The sequence below is a fragment of the Dyella kyungheensis genome (assembly GCF_049913195.1).
In the GTDB taxonomy this organism is placed as follows: Bacteria; Pseudomonadota; Gammaproteobacteria; order Xanthomonadales; family Rhodanobacteraceae; genus Dyella; species Dyella kyungheensis.
The window spans coordinates 2885619-2900531 of the sequence record NZ_CP183983.1 but is presented as its reverse complement, the minus strand read 5'-3'; the positions used below and the strand labels follow the sequence as shown (position 1 = coordinate 2900531).

Genomic DNA, 14913 nt, shown 5'->3' with positions numbered 1-14913 from the left:
CAATGGTTTTCCGCTCGCCCGGCCTTGGAACAAGCATGCTCATCGCACTGTGGTTTCTGCTCTCGGCCGGGGCGATCTATCTCGCCTGCGAATACTTCGTCAATGGCGTGGAATGGGTCGGCCAGAAGCTCAACCTGGGCGCCACCGCGACTGGCACCATCCTCGCTGCGTTCGGTACGGCCTTGCCCGAGAGCGCCGTGACGTTCGTCGCCGTGATCCTCGGCAAGACGCCCGAGCAGAAGGACATCGGCGTGGGCGCCGCTCTCGGCGGTCCTCTCGTGCTGGCGACGATTGCCTATGCCGTGGTGGGCGTGGCGTTGTGGATGAATCGCCGGCGATTGCAGCGCGCCGATACGCTGGTGCGCGTGGGCTATCAGCGCCTCGCACGCGACCAGTCGTGGTTCCTGGCGATCTTCGTGGTGAAGTGCGCGCTGGGCCTGATCGCGTTCGCCTTCAAGCCGTGGCTGGGCGTGCTGTTCCTCGCGGCCTACGGTTTGTACGTCTGGCGCGAGTTGAAGTCCTCCGATACCGCGCCCGAGGAAGAAGAGCTCGAACCGCTGAAATTCCAGCCCAGATCGGCCGATCCGTCGCTATGGTGGGTGGCTGCGCAAACCACGCTGGCGCTGGTGGTGATCGCGTTTGCCTCGCATGTCTTCGTCAAGCAGATCGAGGCCATCGGCATCGCCTGGAACCTCTCGCCGCATCTGGTGGCGTTGGTACTCAGCCCCGTCGCCACCGAGCTGCCGGAGACGATGAATGCGTTGATCTGGGTGCGCCAGGGCAAAGAGCGATTGGCCCTGGCCAATATTTCCGGCGCCATGATGATCCAGGCGACCATTCCCAGCTCGCTCGCGCTATTCGCCACGCCGTGGCTGTTCGACGCGCCGCTGATGGTCGCGGGCGTACTGACCGGCATCGCGGTGATCTATCTGTGGTGGCTGTTCCGTCGCGGGCGCGTGGATGCACGCTGGATGCTGCCCGTAGGTGCGTTGTACGGCGTGTTTGCGGCGTATATCGCCTGGCATTACGGCACCCAGCTGTAAGCTCGCCGGGGCGCCCGTGCAGGGCGCTCCGGTCAACGATCAGTCGCGATGGGCCGCGTTGCGGTCGCGGTCGGCACCCAGCTTGCGATCGAGCGAGCCGAAAATCTTCTTGAACACGCGGGCGAATTTGCCGCGTTTGGTCTTGCGCAGCTTTTCCTCTTCGCTGGTCAGCCAGGCCACCTGGATCACCCGTCGCTCGCCCTCGTAGGGCAGGTGGCCGTGGAAGGAATTCTCGCAGCGCTTGAACACCGCGAACTCGCCGTACAGTGGCTTGAGCTCCGGCGCGATCATGCTGTCGATGTTGTCGATGCTGCCCAGGAAACGCAGGCAGCCGTCGCTGGAATCCGGCCACAGATTGTTGAGATACAGCAGGGCCGTGGCCACCTTCGATTTGCTGTCGGTATGGATGGTCCCGTGGCGCTTGTTGAGCGACCGGCACAGCGTGATCAGGGTGGGGTACTGGCCCAGGTCCTCGATTCCCAGGCGCTCGCCGATGGCGCGGGCGAATTCGGCCGAGCTCAGGCGTTCGACCAGGGCATTGATCGAGGGGCCGCAGTCGCTGGCGTCATAGGGGAAGAAGCCGGCGCTCGCGTAGCGCGGAAAATCCCGCTCCAGCTCGCCTCGCGCCTCGTCCGGCAGCTGACCGTGCGCGATCAGGAACGGGAACGGCTCCGTCCTGATGTCGGTGTCCGGTCGGTCGAGACGGGCAGGGTCGAGCAACGCGACTGAGTTCATGGACGTCCGGGCATGGATGAGACCGCGCTAGTGTAGCGCCCGGACAGGGCGCGGAAGGGGCTTCGCCGAGGCCGCGTTCAGCTGTTTTAAGTGGACACCAAGGGGGCTTGCACCTATCATTGCGACCCGCCCTGCAACATTCCTCGACTAAGGTCCACAAGCCTGCCTTGCTGCGGCTTGCGGACCTTGCTGCACCTAAAAGGCGGTCCTCCCATGCCTATTCCTGCTCTGCTTGCCCTCGAAGACGGCAGCGTGTTCCGCGGCTACGCCGCTGGCGCGACTGGCGAAACCGTCGGCGAGGTGGTCTTCAACACCGCCATGACCGGCTATCAGGAGATCCTCACCGATCCCTCGTACGCCAAACAGCTCGTCACCCTGACCTATCCCCACATCGGCAACACCGGCGTCAACGTCGAGGACGAAGAGTCCGCTTCGGTCCACGCCGCCGGCCTGATCGTGCGCGACGTGCCGCGTCGTGCCAGCAACTGGCGCAGCACCGAAAGCCTGCCCGATTACCTGAAGCGCCACGGCATCGTGGCCATCGCCGGTATCGATACGCGCCGCCTCACCCGCATCCTGCGCGACAAGGGCGCCTTGAACGGCTGCATCGTCGCGGGCGAACAGATCGACGCCGACGCCGCGCTGGCGAAGGCGCGCGCGTTCCCGGGCCTCAACGGCATGGACCTGGCCAAGGAAGTCACCGTCGGCGAGTCGTACTCGTGGAACGAAGGCATCTACGACCTGGATGGCACGGCGTTCAATCAGCCGTCCAAACGCTTCAAGGTCGTGGCTTACGACTATGGGGTGAAGTACAACATCCTGCGCCTGCTGGCCGAACAGGGCTGCGACATCACCGTGGTGCCCGCGCAGACCCCGGCCGCCGATGTGCTGGCGATGAAGCCCGACGGCGTGTTCCTGTCCAACGGCCCCGGCGATCCGGCCGCCTGCGACTACGCCGTGGAAGCCACCAAACAGTTCCTCGACGCGAAGATCCCGCTGTTTGGCATCTGCCTCGGCCACCAGATCATGGGCCTGGCGGTGGGCGCCAAGACGCTGAAGATGAAGTTCGGCCACCACGGCGCGAACCATCCGGTGAAGGACATGGACGACGGCCGCGTGCTGATCACCTCGCAGAACCACGGCTTCGCAGTCGACCCGGCCACGCTGCCGGCGAACGTGCGCGTCACCCACACCTCGTTGTTCGATGGTTCGCTGCAGGGCTTCGCGCTCACCGACCGTCCGGCGTTCTGCTTCCAGGGCCATCCGGAAGCGAGCCCCGGACCGCACGACATCGGGTACCTCTTCGACCGTTTTGCCGCCCTGATGCAGGAGGCCCGCACGCATGGCTAAGCGCACCGATATCAAGAGCATCCTCATCATCGGCGCGGGTCCGATCGTCATCGGCCAGGCCTGCGAGTTCGACTACTCCGGTGCCCAGGCCTGCAAGGCGCTGAAGGAAGAGGGTTACCGCGTCATCCTGGTGAACTCCAATCCCGCCACCATCATGACCGACCCGGAGACGGCCGATGCCGTCTACATCGAGCCGATCAACTGGCAGACGGTGGAGCGCATCATCGCCAAGGAGCGCCCCGATGCGGTGCTGCCGACGATGGGCGGCCAGACCGGCCTGAACTGCGCGCTCGACCTGGCCGACAACGGCGTGCTCGAGAAGTACAACGTCGAATTGATCGGCGCCTCGCGCGAAGCCATCCGCATGGCCGAAGACCGCGAGCTGTTCCGCGTCGCCATGGCCGAGATCGGCCTGGAGTGCCCGAAGGCCGAAGTGGTTCGCACCTTCGAGCAGGCGCTGCTGACGCAGGCGAAGGTGGGCTATCCCACCATCATCCGTCCCAGCTTCACGCTCGGCGGCTCCGGTGGCGGCATCGCCTATAACCGCGAAGAATTCGAAGAGATCGTCAAACGCGGTCTCGATCTATCGCCGGTGGGCGAAGTGCTGGTCGAGGAATCCGTGCTCGGCTGGAAGGAATTCGAGATGGAAGTGGTCCGCGACAAGGCGGACAACTGCATCATCGTGTGCTCGATCGAAAACCTCGATCCGATGGGCGTGCATACCGGCGACTCGATTACCGTCGCGCCGGCGCAGACGCTCACCGACAAGGAATACCAGCGCCTGCGCGATGCCTCCATCGCGGTGCTGCGCAAGATCGGCGTGGACACCGGCGGCTCCAATGTGCAGTTCGGCATCAATGCCGAGAACGGCCGCGTGGTGGTGATCGAGATGAACCCGCGCGTGTCGCGTTCGTCGGCGCTGGCGTCCAAGGCCACCGGTTTCCCGATCGCCAAGATCGCGGCGAAGCTGGCGGTGGGTTACACGCTGGATGAACTCAAGAACGACATCACCGGTGGCCTGACCCCGGCCTCGTTCGAGCCGAGCATCGACTACGTCGTCACCAAGATTCCGCGCTTCGCGTTCGAGAAGTTCCCCTCGGCCGATGCACGCCTTACCACGCAGATGAAGTCCGTCGGCGAAGTGATGGCGATGGGCCGCACCTTCCACGAATCGCTGCAGAAGGCGCTGCGTGGCCTGGAGATCGGCAAGACCGGTCTCAATCCGACCGGCCTGGACCTGACCACCGAAGAGGGCGTCAACGCACTCAAGCGCGAGCTGCGCGAGCCGCGTCCGGATCGCGTGTTCCATCTGGCCGATGCGTTCCGCGCCGGCCTGTCGCTGGAAGACGTGTATGGCTTGAGCCGCGTCGATCCCTGGTTTCTGGCGGCGTTCGAAGACATTGTGCTGACCGAGCAGGAAGTGCAGGCGCAGGGCGTCACCGCGCTTGACGCGTCGCGCATGCGCGAACTGAAGCGCATGGGCTTCTCGGATGCGCGCCTATCCGAACTGCTGGACACCAACGAAGCGGCCATGCGCCACCTGCGTCGCACGCTGGGCGTCCGCCCGGTGTACAAGCGCGTGGATTCCTGCGCCGCCGAGTTCGCCACCACCACGGCTTACATGTACTCGACCTACGAGGAAGAGTGCGAAGCCAACCCGACCGATCGCGACAAGATCATCGTGCTCGGCGGCGGTCCGAACCGCATCGGCCAGGGCATTGAGTTCGACTACTGCTGCGTGCACGCGGCACTCGCGCTGCGCGAGGATGGTTTTGAAACCATCATGGTCAACTGCAACCCCGAAACGGTCTCGACCGACTACGACACCTCCGATCGCCTGTACTTCGAGCCGCTCACGCTGGAAGACGTGCTGGAGATCATCGATCTCGAAAAGCCCAAGGGCGTGATCGTGCAGTACGGCGGCCAGACCCCGCTCAAGCTCGCACGTGCGCTGGAAGCGGCGGGCGCGCCGGTGATCGGTACCTCGCCGGACAGCATCGACCTGGCCGAAGACCGCGAGCGCTTCCAGCAGATGATCGAAAAGATCGGCCTGAAGCAGCCGCCGAACCGTACCGCGCGCACGCCGGAAGAGGCCTTGGCCTCGGCTCGCGAGATCGGCTATCCGCTGGTGGTGCGTCCGAGCTACGTGCTGGGCGGCCGAGCGATGGAAATCGTCTACAGCGACGCCGATCTTTCGCGTTACATCCGCGATGCCGTGCAGGTGTCGAACGATTCGCCGGTGCTGCTGGACCGCTTCCTCGACCATGCGGTCGAAGTGGACGTGGACATCATCGCCGACGCCGAAGGCAACGTGCTGGTCGGCGGCATCATGGAGCATATCGAGGAAGCGGGCGTCCACTCGGGCGACTCGTCCTGCTCGCTGCCGCCGTATTCGCTGACGCAGGAAGTGCAGGACGAAATGCGCCGCCAGGTCACGGCGATGGCGAAGGAACTGAAGGTCATCGGCCTGATGAATACGCAGTTCGCCATCCAGGGCGACACGGTCTTCATCCTCGAAGTGAATCCGCGCGCCTCGCGCACGGTGCCGTTCGTATCCAAGGCCACCGGCGTGCCGCTGGCCAAGATCGCCGCGCGCGCCATGGCTGGTCGTTCGTTGATCGCGCAGGGCACCACGCGCGAAATCATCCCGAGCTACTACTCGGTGAAGGAAGCGATCTTCCCGTTCCTGAAGTTCCAGAACGTTGACCCGATCCTCGGCCCCGAAATGCGCTCCACCGGTGAGGTGATGGGCGTGGGCCGCAGCTTCGGCGCCGCGTTTGCGCGTGGCCACGATGCGGCCGGGATCAAGACGCCGCCCAAGGGCAAGGTGTTCGTGTCGGTGCGCGATGCCGACAAGGATCGCCTGCTGCCGGTCGCCCGCGAAGTACTGGAACGCGGCTTCAGCCTGGTCGCCACCGAAGGCACGGCCAAGTATCTGGCCGAGCATGGCGTGACCTGCGAGCGCATCAACAAGGTGATCGAAGGCCGTCCGCACATCGTCGACTTGATCAAGAACGGTGAGATCGTCTATATCGTCAACACCACCGAGGGCAAGGCGGCGATTGCCGACTCGTTCTCCATCCGACGCGAGGCCTTGCAGCAGCGCGTCACGTACTCGACCACGGTGGCAGGCGCCCGTGCCTTGGTGCATTCGCTGGATTATCACGGCGACGGCTCGGTGCACAGCCTGCAGGAACTGCACAAGGAACTGAAAGCATGAGTCGTGCGCCCATTACCAAGGCAGGCTCCGAGCGCCTTCGCAATGAACTGGAAAAGCTTAAAGGCACCGATCGGCCGCAGATCATCGCGGCCATTGCCGAGGCGCGCGCACATGGCGATCTGAAAGAAAACGCCGAGTATCACGCCGCCCGCGAGCAGCAGAGCTTTATCGAGGGACGCATCGCTGCGTTGGAAGCCTTGCTGTCCACGGCGGAGGTCATCGATGTCACTCGTCTTGCGGCCGGTTCGCGCGTGGTGTTTGGCGCAACCGTTGACCTGGAAGACGAGGACAGCGGCGAAGCGGTGACCTATCAGATCGTTGGCGATCTGGAAGCCGACATCAAGCAGCGCCTGATTGCCGTGTCCTCGCCGATTGCCCGCGCGCTGATCGGCAAGAGTGAAGGCGACAGCTTTGAATTCACCGCACCCAATGGCGTGAAGAGCTACGCGATCGTCGGCGTGCGTTACCAGTAAGTTGCTTGAACCGAAGGCCCTCTCTTCGCAAGGAGAGAGGGCCTTTTTTTGCGCCGCTCATTCGCCGGGGCGGCCTTCAATGAGTGCCTGCGCACGCTCGGGCGCGTCCCGGCTGGGCCAGTAGATCGCCAGTACCTGGACATCGACGAGTACGTGCAGAAGCATCGGCAAGGCCAGGTTGCCCGTCACCAGAGCGAGCAGGCCAAAGACCAGTCCCGCGATGGTGGTGGCAATCACCCCTTGCCGTCCCTGGTAGATATGGCACAGGCCAAATACCAGCGAGCTGGCGACGAGCGCTCCGGCAACGCCCAAGTTGGGTCCGCCCCAGCTTCCCGCCAGATACGCCATCAGGAAGCCGCGATAAAGCCACTCTTCGCAGATGCCAGCGGTCACACTGATGAACGCCCACCAGCAGCGCTCCCGGGAAGACACCGGTAACACGAATTGCAAACGGCTGAAGGCGCGCAGATATCGCGGGCGCGCAGCAGGCACGAGCAGGGTGTGCACGCCCGGCCATAGCGCCAGGGCGAAGTAGGCCGCCAGCCCTACGACGAGGCCGATGCGTAGTGAGGGCAGGGCGACGAACCAGGGATTGGACGATGAAGTGGGGTGGATGGTCCATGGCCTGCCCCAGGGAGTGATGGCCGCCACGACGAGTGCCGTCAGCCAAAGCCAGCAGGCCGCCTTGCGATAAAAGTGAAGGCGCCCCCCGGTAGTGCTCCGCTGGCGAAGCCGCCGGGCGTCTTGCAGGTCCAGCCAGGGCGCCACGCACGCCAGCCACGCTGCACACAGCGCCAGGGGAGGCCCGGTCGTCGACAGCATCATGATCGCGCCTTAAAGTAAATGTAAATTTACATTCGCATTTATTCTGGGCATTGTCCAGCGCATGGCCACGAAGAAGACATCCAGGGTGCTCGAACCCCAGCAGCAGCGGAGCCGTGATACGGTCGACCGTCTGCTTGCCGCGACCGTGAAAGCGCTGGACCAGGACGGGCTGGAAGGGGCGGTGGTGCCGAAAATCGCGGCGCTGGCCGGCGTGGCGCCAGCGAGCATCTATCGCCGCTTTCCGGACAAGGATGCGCTGCTGCGTGAAGCCTTCCTGCAAATGCTTCGCTCCAGCAACACGGGGAATCGCGAGCACCTGCACACCATGCTGTTGCGCGACACCCTGGAGGGCTCCGCCGCGCAGCTGATGGAATTGTTGTTCGCACAGTACCGCCGTCATCCGCGCCTGATGCGGGCGTTGATGCGTTTCCTGGAATCGGAGGGAGCCTCCGAGTTCGCCAACGAAGTACGCCTGCACATTGCCGAGAACATCGAGCAGGTGGTCGAGGTGTTGCAGGCGTTTCGCGAGGAGGTCCGTCATCGCTTCCCGCGCCGGGCGTTGCAATTTGCGGTGCTGTCGGCAGCGGGCGCGATCGAGAGCTTTGCGCTCGAACCGGTGTCGCTATGGCAGACCGTGCTGCCCATGTCCGACCGGCAGTTCCAGGCCGAGCAGGCGCGCAGTTTCGTGGCCTATCTGCGCAAGCCCTGACCGCGGGCCATAAAAAAGGCCGCTTTCGCGGCCTTTTTTCGTCTCATCGCAGCTAATGATTAGCGCTGACGAGCCTTGAAACGCGGGTTGCTCTTGCAGATCACGAACACCTTGCCGCGACGACGCACAACCTTGCAATCACGGTGCCGCGCCTTGGCGGACTTCAATGAGGAAAGCACCTTCACGGCCAGCTCCTGAAACTATTAAAAGAAAAATACAAGACGGCAAGTGTAAACAGTTTCCAGGAGTCGCACAAGTCTTTGGATCGCCTGCCAATTGCCGGCCCGTGGTGGACCGGCCAGATACTGCGGACTCAGTCGGACTCGGTCATGGCGCTCAGAAAGCGCCTGACCACGGGCGACGGCTCATCGATGCGGCTGGCGAGGGCCAGCAGCATATAGGCATCGGGGTCTTCCAAGCGCAGGTATTTCACCCCGGGCAGGCTTACCGAGCGCATCGAGGCAGGCACCAGGGCCAGCCCCATGCCCGCAGCCACCAGCACCAGCAAGCCATTGATCTGCTGCGCCTGCTGGCTGATCAGCGGGTGGAAGTTGGCCTTGGCGGCGATCTGGGCGAGGCGGTCGTACAGCGTGGCGGCCAGTTCGCGAGGCTGGACCACGAAGGCTTCCATGGCCACTTCGCGTAGCCAGATGCTTTCCCGGTCCGCCAGCGGGTGATTGGCGGGCAGGGCGAGCAGCAAGGGCTCGCGGTCGATCACGTCCAGGCGCAACAGTCGGGCCATGCCGGGGTGTTCGGGTTCGTCGCGCACGAAGCCGACGTCCACTTCGCCCGCCAGCAGCGCGGCGTATTGCTGCTCGGTGTACATCTCGCTGAGGATCAGCCGCACCTGCGGGGCAAAGCTGCGATAGCGCAGCAGGGTCTGCGGCAGGGCGGGATGGAAGGTCACCGACACCGTGTAGGCCAGCCGCAGCTTGCCGCTGAAGCCGGTGGCGGCGTCGGCCATCTGCGCGCGGGCCTCTTCAGCCTTGGCCAGGATCTGCCGCGCCTGTTCCAGGAACAGTTTGCCCGATTCGGTCAGCGAGACGTTGCGCTTGTTCCGCTCCAGCAGGCGCACCCCAAGGTCGTTCTCAAGCGATTGTATCTGCTGAGAAAGAGGGGGCTGCGAGATGTACAGCCGCTGGGCTGCGCGGGTGAAGCTCAGCTCCTCGGCGACCGTTACAAAGTAACGAAGCTGTCTGAAGTCGAACATGAGAGGGCTTTAATATGGTTTTCGAATAAGTCGACGCCTAAATATATATTTGTTTCTATAACCCGTCGATCATATTATTTCTTCCGTCCCGCCACCGTCCCCTCCCCCCAGGTGGCGGCGACCCTCGCCCCGCTGCGACGCTATCCCCGCGATATCTGGTCTTCCTCCCCCCAGACCCATATCGACGCGTCGACTAGCGGGGCGCTTTCTTTTCAAGCACAACGCCCGGCCTTGCGCCGGGCGTTGTCGTTTCTGCGGTCGTTCAACTGCCTTCTGTGGGAGCGCACCCTGTGCGCGACTGGGGCAGCCTCAGTCGCGCACAGGGCGAAACGAGCTCATCAGAGAGTGGCGGCCAGCCGGGTGCCCTGATCGATCGCCCGCTTGGCATCGAGCTCGGCAGCCACGTCGGCGCCGCCGATGACATGGGTCTTGATGCCTGCGGCGATCAACGCATCGGCCAGCGAACGATTCGGCTCCTGACCGGCGCAGACGATCACGTTGTCGACCGGCAGTACCTGCGCCTGACCATCGACGGTGATGTGCAGGCCCTGATCGTCGAAGCGTTCATAGCTCACGCCGCCGAGCATGGTGACGCGCTTGGCCTTGAGCGTGGCGCGATGGACCCAGCCCGTGGTCTTGTTGAGCCGCGCGCCGGGGCGTCCCTCCGAGCGCTGCAGCAGCCAAACCTGGCGCGCCGGTGCTTCCGGTTGCGCGGGAGCCAGGCCGCCGCGGGTGTCCAGATGCATGTCCACGCCCCATTCGCGCGTCCAGCGGGTCACGTCGAGCGTGGCCGACGGTGCGTGTTCGACCAGAAACTCCGCCACGTCGAAGCCGATGCCGCCGGCACCAATGATCGCCACGCGCGGGCCTACCGGCTTGTTGTGCGCCAGCACGTCCAGATAGCTCAGCACGCGCGGATCGTCGCTGCCGGGGAAGTGCACGTGTCGCGGCGTGATGCCCGTTGCGATCACCACCTCATCGTGTCCGTCAGCGGCCAGCGTCGATGCGCTGGCGGTCTGCCCCAGCGTGACGGTGACCCCGGTGTCGTCGAGGCGGTGGCGGAAATAGCGCAGCGTCTCGTGGAATTCTTCCTTGCCCGGAATGCGCTTGGCGTAGTTGAACTGGCCGCCGATTTCGCTCGCTTTATCGATCAGGGTCACCGCATGGCCGCGTTCTGCCAGCGTGCTGGCACAAGCCAGGCCCGCCGGCCCAGCGCCGACCACGGCGATCTTCTTGCGGGCCGGGGCGGGCTCGATGCGCAACTCGGTTTCGTGGCAGGCGCGCGGATTGAGCAAACAACTCGCACGCTGATTCTTGAAGACGTGATCCAGGCAGGCCTGGTTGCAGGCGATGCAGGTATTGATGCGTTCGCTGCGTCCCATCTTTGCTTTGACGGCCCATGCGGGATCGGCCAGCAACGGGCGCGCCATCGACACCATGTCCGCTTCGCCGGCCAGCAGGATCTGCTCGGCCACCTCCGGCATGTTGATGCGGTTGGTGGTGATCAGCGGTATCGATACTTCGCCCTTGAGCTTCTTGGTCACCCAGGCAAAGCCCGCGCGCGGCACGCTGGTGACGATGGTGGGAACACGTGCCTCATGCCAGCCGATGCCAGTGTTAATGATGCTGGCGCCGGCCGCTTCGATGGCCTTGGCGAGCGTGACGATCTCGCTCCAGTCCTGTCCGTTCTCCACCAGGTCGAGCATGGAGAGGCGATAGATGATGATGAAATCGCGGCCCACCGCTTCGCGCGTGCTACGCACGATTTCCACGGGAAAACGCATGCGCTTGGTCGCATCGCCGCCCCAGGCATCGCTGCGCTGGTTGGTGCGCGCGGTCAGGAACTGGTTGATCAAATAGCCTTCCGAACCCATCACCTCGATGCCGTCGTAGCCGGCATCCTGGGCGAGTTTGGCGCAGCGTACGAAGTCGCGGATGGTGCGCTCGACGCCTCCGGTGGAAAGCGCGCGCGGCGTGAACGGCGTGATCGGCGATTTGATCTTCGACGGCGCCACCGACAGCGGGTGATAACCGTAGCGGCCCGCATGCAGGATCTGCATGCACAGCTTGCCGCCCTCAGCGTGGACAGCGCGGGTGAGTTTCCGGTGTCGCGCCACATGCCACGGCATGGTCAGCCGGCCGCCGAACGGTTTCAGCCATCCCTGGATGCTGGGCGCGATGCCGCCGGTGACCATCAGGCCGACACCGCCGCGTGCGCGCTCGGCGAAATACGCGGCGAGCTTGTCGTAGTCGCTGGCCTTGTCCTCCAGCCCGGTGTGCATCGAACCCATCAGGATGCGATTGGGCAGGGTGGTGTGCCCAAGGTCGAGCGGGGAGAACAGGCTAGGGAAGTTCATAGGGACCGTCGACAAGGTTCAAACGATCGTATGAATGTGCCTGCTTGATGCGTTTGAAAGCAAGCGCCGACGCAATGCGCCTGGCCAATCAGCCGAGCAGTTCCTGCACCAGCGCGATGTAACGCTGCATCGCCTGCTCCTCGGAAATGCCCCGCAGCTTGGCCCAGGCCTCGTATTTGGCCGTGCCGACGAAATCGAAGAAGCCGGGCGCGTCGCCGTGGACGTCGCCTTCCGAGCCTTGCTTGTACAGGGCGTAGAGCTTGAGCAGCGTGTCGTTATCCGGTCGCTGGCCAAGCTGCTGGATATCTTCGGCGGCCTGATCGAATTCGCGACGCAGATCGGTCATGGTTTCAAGGTGCATGGGTCTGACGGAAGAGAGATGGCGAGTGGACATCCCGCGTTCCGTGCGAGGACCAACGCGATAGCATAGGCGTTTTCTTCCGTCCCCGTCAGGAGCGCCCATGACCTCGTCCTCGTCCGTCCCCGTTCTCACCATCGACGGACCCTCGGGGTCAGGCAAGGGCACCATCAGTCGCATGGTCGCTGAGAAACTGGGCTGGCGGCTGCTGGATTCGGGTGCCTTGTACCGGGCCGTGGGCTACGCGGCGGGCATGGAGGGACTGGATCTGTCCGATGCCGAGGCGGTGACCCGCTGCGCCCAGACCACCAAGATCCGCTTCCTGGCCGCGACCGACGGCAGCGACACCCGGGTGATGGTCAACGGGCACGATGCCACCGACGAATTGCGCACCGAAACGGCCGGTGGCGCAGCCTCGGCGATTGCCTCGATTCCTTCGGTGCGTCAGGCACTTGTGGACATGCAGCTGGCTTTCCGCAAGGCCCCGGGCCTGGTCGCCGACGGGCGCGACATGGGTACCGTGATCTTCCCCGAGGCCCCGTTCAAGGTGTTCCTTACCGCCAGCGCCGCCGAGCGGGCGAAAAGACGCTATAAGCAGTTGAAGGAAAAGGGGCTGAGCGTTACACTTGCCACTCTTCAGCGCGAGATCGAAGCGCGCGACGAACGTGATGCCTCACGAACCGTCGCGCCGCTCAAGCCGGCCGCCGATGCGGTTTTCATCGATACCACCGGCATGGGCATCGACGTTGTCGTCGCGAAAGTATTGGCTGTCGTGCGGCCCTGATGGGCTGCCGACGGTCGTTGGTGCCTCTACCGCGGTAGGGGTTTTGGTCAACGGTGCCGAGGGAGCTTTTTCCCGAAGACACCCATAGCCGGTGGGCCGATAGTCCATGCGCTTTTCATCCGACGGCGCGTAAGGACTGAAGGCCTTTTCTCATTTCTGGAATCAACATGACTGAAAGTTTTGCCGAACTGTTTGAACAGAGCCAACAGGCTATCTCCAAGCTGAAGCCGGGCGCGATCGTCACGGGTATCGTTGTGGAAATCCGCAACGACGTCGTCGTGATCAACGCTGGCCTGAAGAGCGAAGGCATCGTCCCGATCGAGCAGTTCAAGGACGAGAGCGGAGAGCTGGAAGTGCAGGTAGGCGACGAGGTGAAGGTTGCCCTCGACGCCCTGGAAGACGGTTTCGGCGAGACCAAGCTCTCCCGTGAGAAGGCCAAGCGTTCCATGGTTTGGGACGACCTCGAGCAGGCCTTCGACAAGGAAGAGACCATCACCGGCAAGATCTCCGGCAAGGTCAAGGGTGGTTTCACCGTCGACATCAAGGACGTCCGCGCATTCCTGCCGGGCTCGCTGGTCGACGTGCGTCCGGTCCGCGATCCGGTTTACCTGGAAGGCAAGGACCTCGAGTTCAAGATCATCAAGCTCGACCGCAAGCGCAACAACGTTGTGGTCAGCCGCCGCGCCGTCGTCGAGACCGAGTTCTCCGAAGAGCGCGAGAAGCTGCTTGAGCGCCTCACCGAGGGCGCAGTGGTCAAGGGCACCGTCAAGAACCTCACCGACTACGGCGCGTTCGTGGACCTGGGCGGTATCGACGGCCTGCTGCACATCACCGACATGGCGTGGAAGCGCGTGCGTCATCCGTCCGAAGTCGTCAACGTCGGCGACGAGCTGGACGTCCGCGTGCTGAAGTACGACCGCGAGCGCAACCGCGTGTCGCTGGGCCTGAAGCAGCTGGGCGACGACCCGTGGGTCGCCATCGCTCGCCGCTACCCGGTCGGCAGCCGCCTGTTCGGCAAGGTCTCCAACGTCACCGATTACGGTTGCTTCGTCGAGATCGAGCCGGGCGTGGAAGGCCTCGTGCACGTTTCCGAAATGGATTGGACCAACAAGAACGTCAACCCGGCCAAGGTGGTGCAGGTCGGTGACGAGACCGAGGTCATGGTCCTGGACGTGGATGAAGAGCGTCGCCGCATCTCGCTGGGTATCAAGCAGACCCGCTCGAACCCGTGGGAAGCTTTCGCAGCGATGCACAAGAAGAACGACAAGGTGTCCGGTCAGATCAAGTCGATCACCGACTTCGGCATCTTCATCGGTCTGGACGGCGGCATCGACGGCCTGGTTCACCTGTCCGACATCTCCTGGCAGGCGTCCGGCGAAGACCTCGTCCGCAACTTCAAGAAGGGCGACGAGATCGAAGCCGTGGTGCTGGCCGTTGACCCGGAGCGCGAGCGCATCTCCCTCGGCATCAAGCAGATGGAGCAGGATCCGTTCGGTCAGTTCATGGCGACCAATCCGCGCGGCACCATCGTCAACGGTACCGTCAAGGAAGTGGATGCCAAGGGCGCCGTGATCGACCTGGGCGAGGGCGTCGAGGGTTACCTGCGCGCCAACGACATCGCCAAGGAGCGCATCGACGATGCCACGCAGCATCTGAAGGTGGGCGACAAGGTCGAAGCCAAGTTCACCGGCATGGACCGCAAGGGCCGCCAGCTGCAGCTGTCGATCCGCGCCAAGGACGAAGAAGACGTTGCCGATGCCATGGCTGAGTACTCGTCCGCTTCCGGCGGCACGACCAAGCTTGGCGCGCTGCTCAAAGAGCAGCTCAACAAGGCTGACTAAGCAAAAAA

General features: G+C 63.8%; 13 protein-coding genes. 7 read left to right on the top strand and 6 right to left on the bottom strand.

The genetic code is table 11. The annotated features are described in order from the left end of the window. Positions 1-35 precede the first annotated feature (35 nt). Positions 36-1043, top strand: coding sequence for a sodium:calcium antiporter (locus ACN9MB_RS12865; protein ID WP_204636263.1), 1008 nt, complete (start codon positions 36-38; stop codon positions 1041-1043). Between the two features lie 39 nt (positions 1044-1082). On the opposite strand, the gene ACN9MB_RS12860 is transcribed toward ACN9MB_RS12865, so the two are convergent. Further along, positions 1083-1778 (bottom strand): 2OG-Fe(II) oxygenase, encoded by a 696-nt coding sequence (locus ACN9MB_RS12860; protein WP_204636264.1) that lies wholly within the window; start codon positions 1776-1778, stop codon positions 1083-1085. Positions 1779-1991: 213 nt separating this feature from the next. On the opposite strand from ACN9MB_RS12860, the gene carA reads away from it, so the two are divergent. From carA to greA, 3 genes are read left to right on the top strand one after another with little or no spacing between them, the layout of a single operon-like run. Continuing rightward, the gene (carA, locus tag ACN9MB_RS12855; RefSeq protein ID WP_204636265.1) at positions 1992-3128 is read left to right on the top strand and encodes a glutamine-hydrolyzing carbamoyl-phosphate synthase small subunit; all 1137 of its coding nucleotides are present in this window, start codon (positions 1992-1994) and stop codon (positions 3126-3128) included. Beyond that, entirely contained in the window at positions 3121-6348 is a 3228-nt protein-coding gene (gene carB / locus ACN9MB_RS12850; RefSeq protein WP_426269123.1) for a carbamoyl-phosphate synthase large subunit, read from the top strand. The genes carA and carB overlap by 8 nt, the downstream gene beginning before the upstream one ends. Continuing rightward, complete coding sequence (gene greA, locus ACN9MB_RS12845; RefSeq protein WP_204636267.1) at positions 6345-6821, top strand: transcription elongation factor GreA; 477 nt, start codon at positions 6345-6347, stop codon at positions 6819-6821. The genes carB and greA overlap by 4 nt, the downstream gene beginning before the upstream one ends. 57 nt (positions 6822-6878) lie before the next feature. Here greA and ACN9MB_RS12840 read toward each other — a convergent pair whose 3' ends face one another. Further along, on the bottom strand, positions 6879-7646 hold the full coding sequence (locus ACN9MB_RS12840) for a CPBP family intramembrane glutamic endopeptidase (RefSeq protein ID WP_426269121.1): 768 nt from the start codon (positions 7644-7646) through the stop codon (positions 6879-6881). Between the two features lie 85 nt (positions 7647-7731). On the opposite strand from ACN9MB_RS12840, the gene ACN9MB_RS12835 reads away from it, so the two are divergent. Then, positions 7732-8355 (top strand): TetR/AcrR family transcriptional regulator, encoded by a 624-nt coding sequence (locus ACN9MB_RS12835; protein WP_426269120.1) that lies wholly within the window; start codon positions 7732-7734, stop codon positions 8353-8355. A 59-nt stretch (positions 8356-8414) separates the two neighbouring features. Here ACN9MB_RS12835 and ykgO read toward each other — a convergent pair whose 3' ends face one another. The 4 genes from ykgO to ACN9MB_RS12815 form a co-directional block, all read right to left on the bottom strand. Continuing rightward, positions 8415-8540, bottom strand: a complete 126-nt coding sequence (gene ykgO, locus ACN9MB_RS12830; protein ID WP_010342887.1) for a type B 50S ribosomal protein L36 — start codon at positions 8538-8540, stop codon at positions 8415-8417. A gap of 128 nt (positions 8541-8668) precedes the next feature. Beyond that, a complete protein-coding gene (locus tag ACN9MB_RS12825; protein WP_426269119.1) occupies positions 8669-9565 on the bottom strand; it encodes a LysR substrate-binding domain-containing protein in 897 nt (298 codons plus the stop codon). A gap of 338 nt (positions 9566-9903) precedes the next feature. Then, positions 9904-11922: an FAD-dependent oxidoreductase gene (locus ACN9MB_RS12820; RefSeq protein WP_426269118.1), complete on the bottom strand. Its 2019-nt coding sequence runs from the start codon at positions 11920-11922 to the stop codon at positions 9904-9906. Between the two features lie 88 nt (positions 11923-12010). Continuing rightward, positions 12011-12268: an acyl-CoA-binding protein gene (locus ACN9MB_RS12815; protein ID WP_426269117.1), complete on the bottom strand. Its 258-nt coding sequence runs from the start codon at positions 12266-12268 to the stop codon at positions 12011-12013. Positions 12269-12383: 115 nt separating this feature from the next. On the opposite strand from ACN9MB_RS12815, the gene cmk reads away from it, so the two are divergent. Both cmk and rpsA read left to right on the top strand, forming a co-directional pair. Then, the gene (cmk, locus tag ACN9MB_RS12810) at positions 12384-13064 is read left to right on the top strand and encodes a (d)CMP kinase (protein ID WP_426269116.1); all 681 of its coding nucleotides are present in this window, start codon (positions 12384-12386) and stop codon (positions 13062-13064) included. Between the two features lie 167 nt (positions 13065-13231). Next, positions 13232-14905 carry a 30S ribosomal protein S1 gene (rpsA, locus tag ACN9MB_RS12805; protein WP_204636274.1) on the top strand — a complete coding sequence of 558 codons (1674 nt, stop codon included), beginning with the start codon at positions 13232-13234 and terminating at the stop codon, positions 14903-14905. The last annotated feature ends 8 nt before the right edge of the window (positions 14906-14913 follow it).

Coding starts and splice junctions, on each gene's coding strand:
- ACN9MB_RS12865 (WP_204636263.1), top strand. CDS start 36: ATGCTCATCGCACTGTGGTTTCTGCTCTCGGCCGGGGCGATCTATCTC.
- ACN9MB_RS12860 (WP_204636264.1), bottom strand. CDS start 1,778: ATGAACTCAGTCGCGTTGCTCGACCCTGCCCGTCTCGACCGACCGGAC.
- carA (WP_204636265.1), top strand. CDS start 1,992: ATGCCTATTCCTGCTCTGCTTGCCCTCGAAGACGGCAGCGTGTTCCGC.
- carB (WP_426269123.1), top strand. CDS start 3,121: ATGGCTAAGCGCACCGATATCAAGAGCATCCTCATCATCGGCGCGGGT.
- greA (WP_204636267.1), top strand. CDS start 6,345: ATGAGTCGTGCGCCCATTACCAAGGCAGGCTCCGAGCGCCTTCGCAAT.
- ACN9MB_RS12840 (WP_426269121.1), bottom strand. CDS start 7,646: ATGATGCTGTCGACGACCGGGCCTCCCCTGGCGCTGTGTGCAGCGTGG.
- ACN9MB_RS12825 (WP_426269119.1), bottom strand. CDS start 9,565: ATGTTCGACTTCAGACAGCTTCGTTACTTTGTAACGGTCGCCGAGGAG.
- ACN9MB_RS12820 (WP_426269118.1), bottom strand. CDS start 11,922: ATGAACTTCCCTAGCCTGTTCTCCCCGCTCGACCTTGGGCACACCACC.
- ACN9MB_RS12815 (WP_426269117.1), bottom strand. CDS start 12,268: ATGACCGATCTGCGTCGCGAATTCGATCAGGCCGCCGAAGATATCCAG.
- cmk (WP_426269116.1), top strand. CDS start 12,384: ATGACCTCGTCCTCGTCCGTCCCCGTTCTCACCATCGACGGACCCTCG.
- rpsA (WP_204636274.1), top strand. CDS start 13,232: ATGACTGAAAGTTTTGCCGAACTGTTTGAACAGAGCCAACAGGCTATC.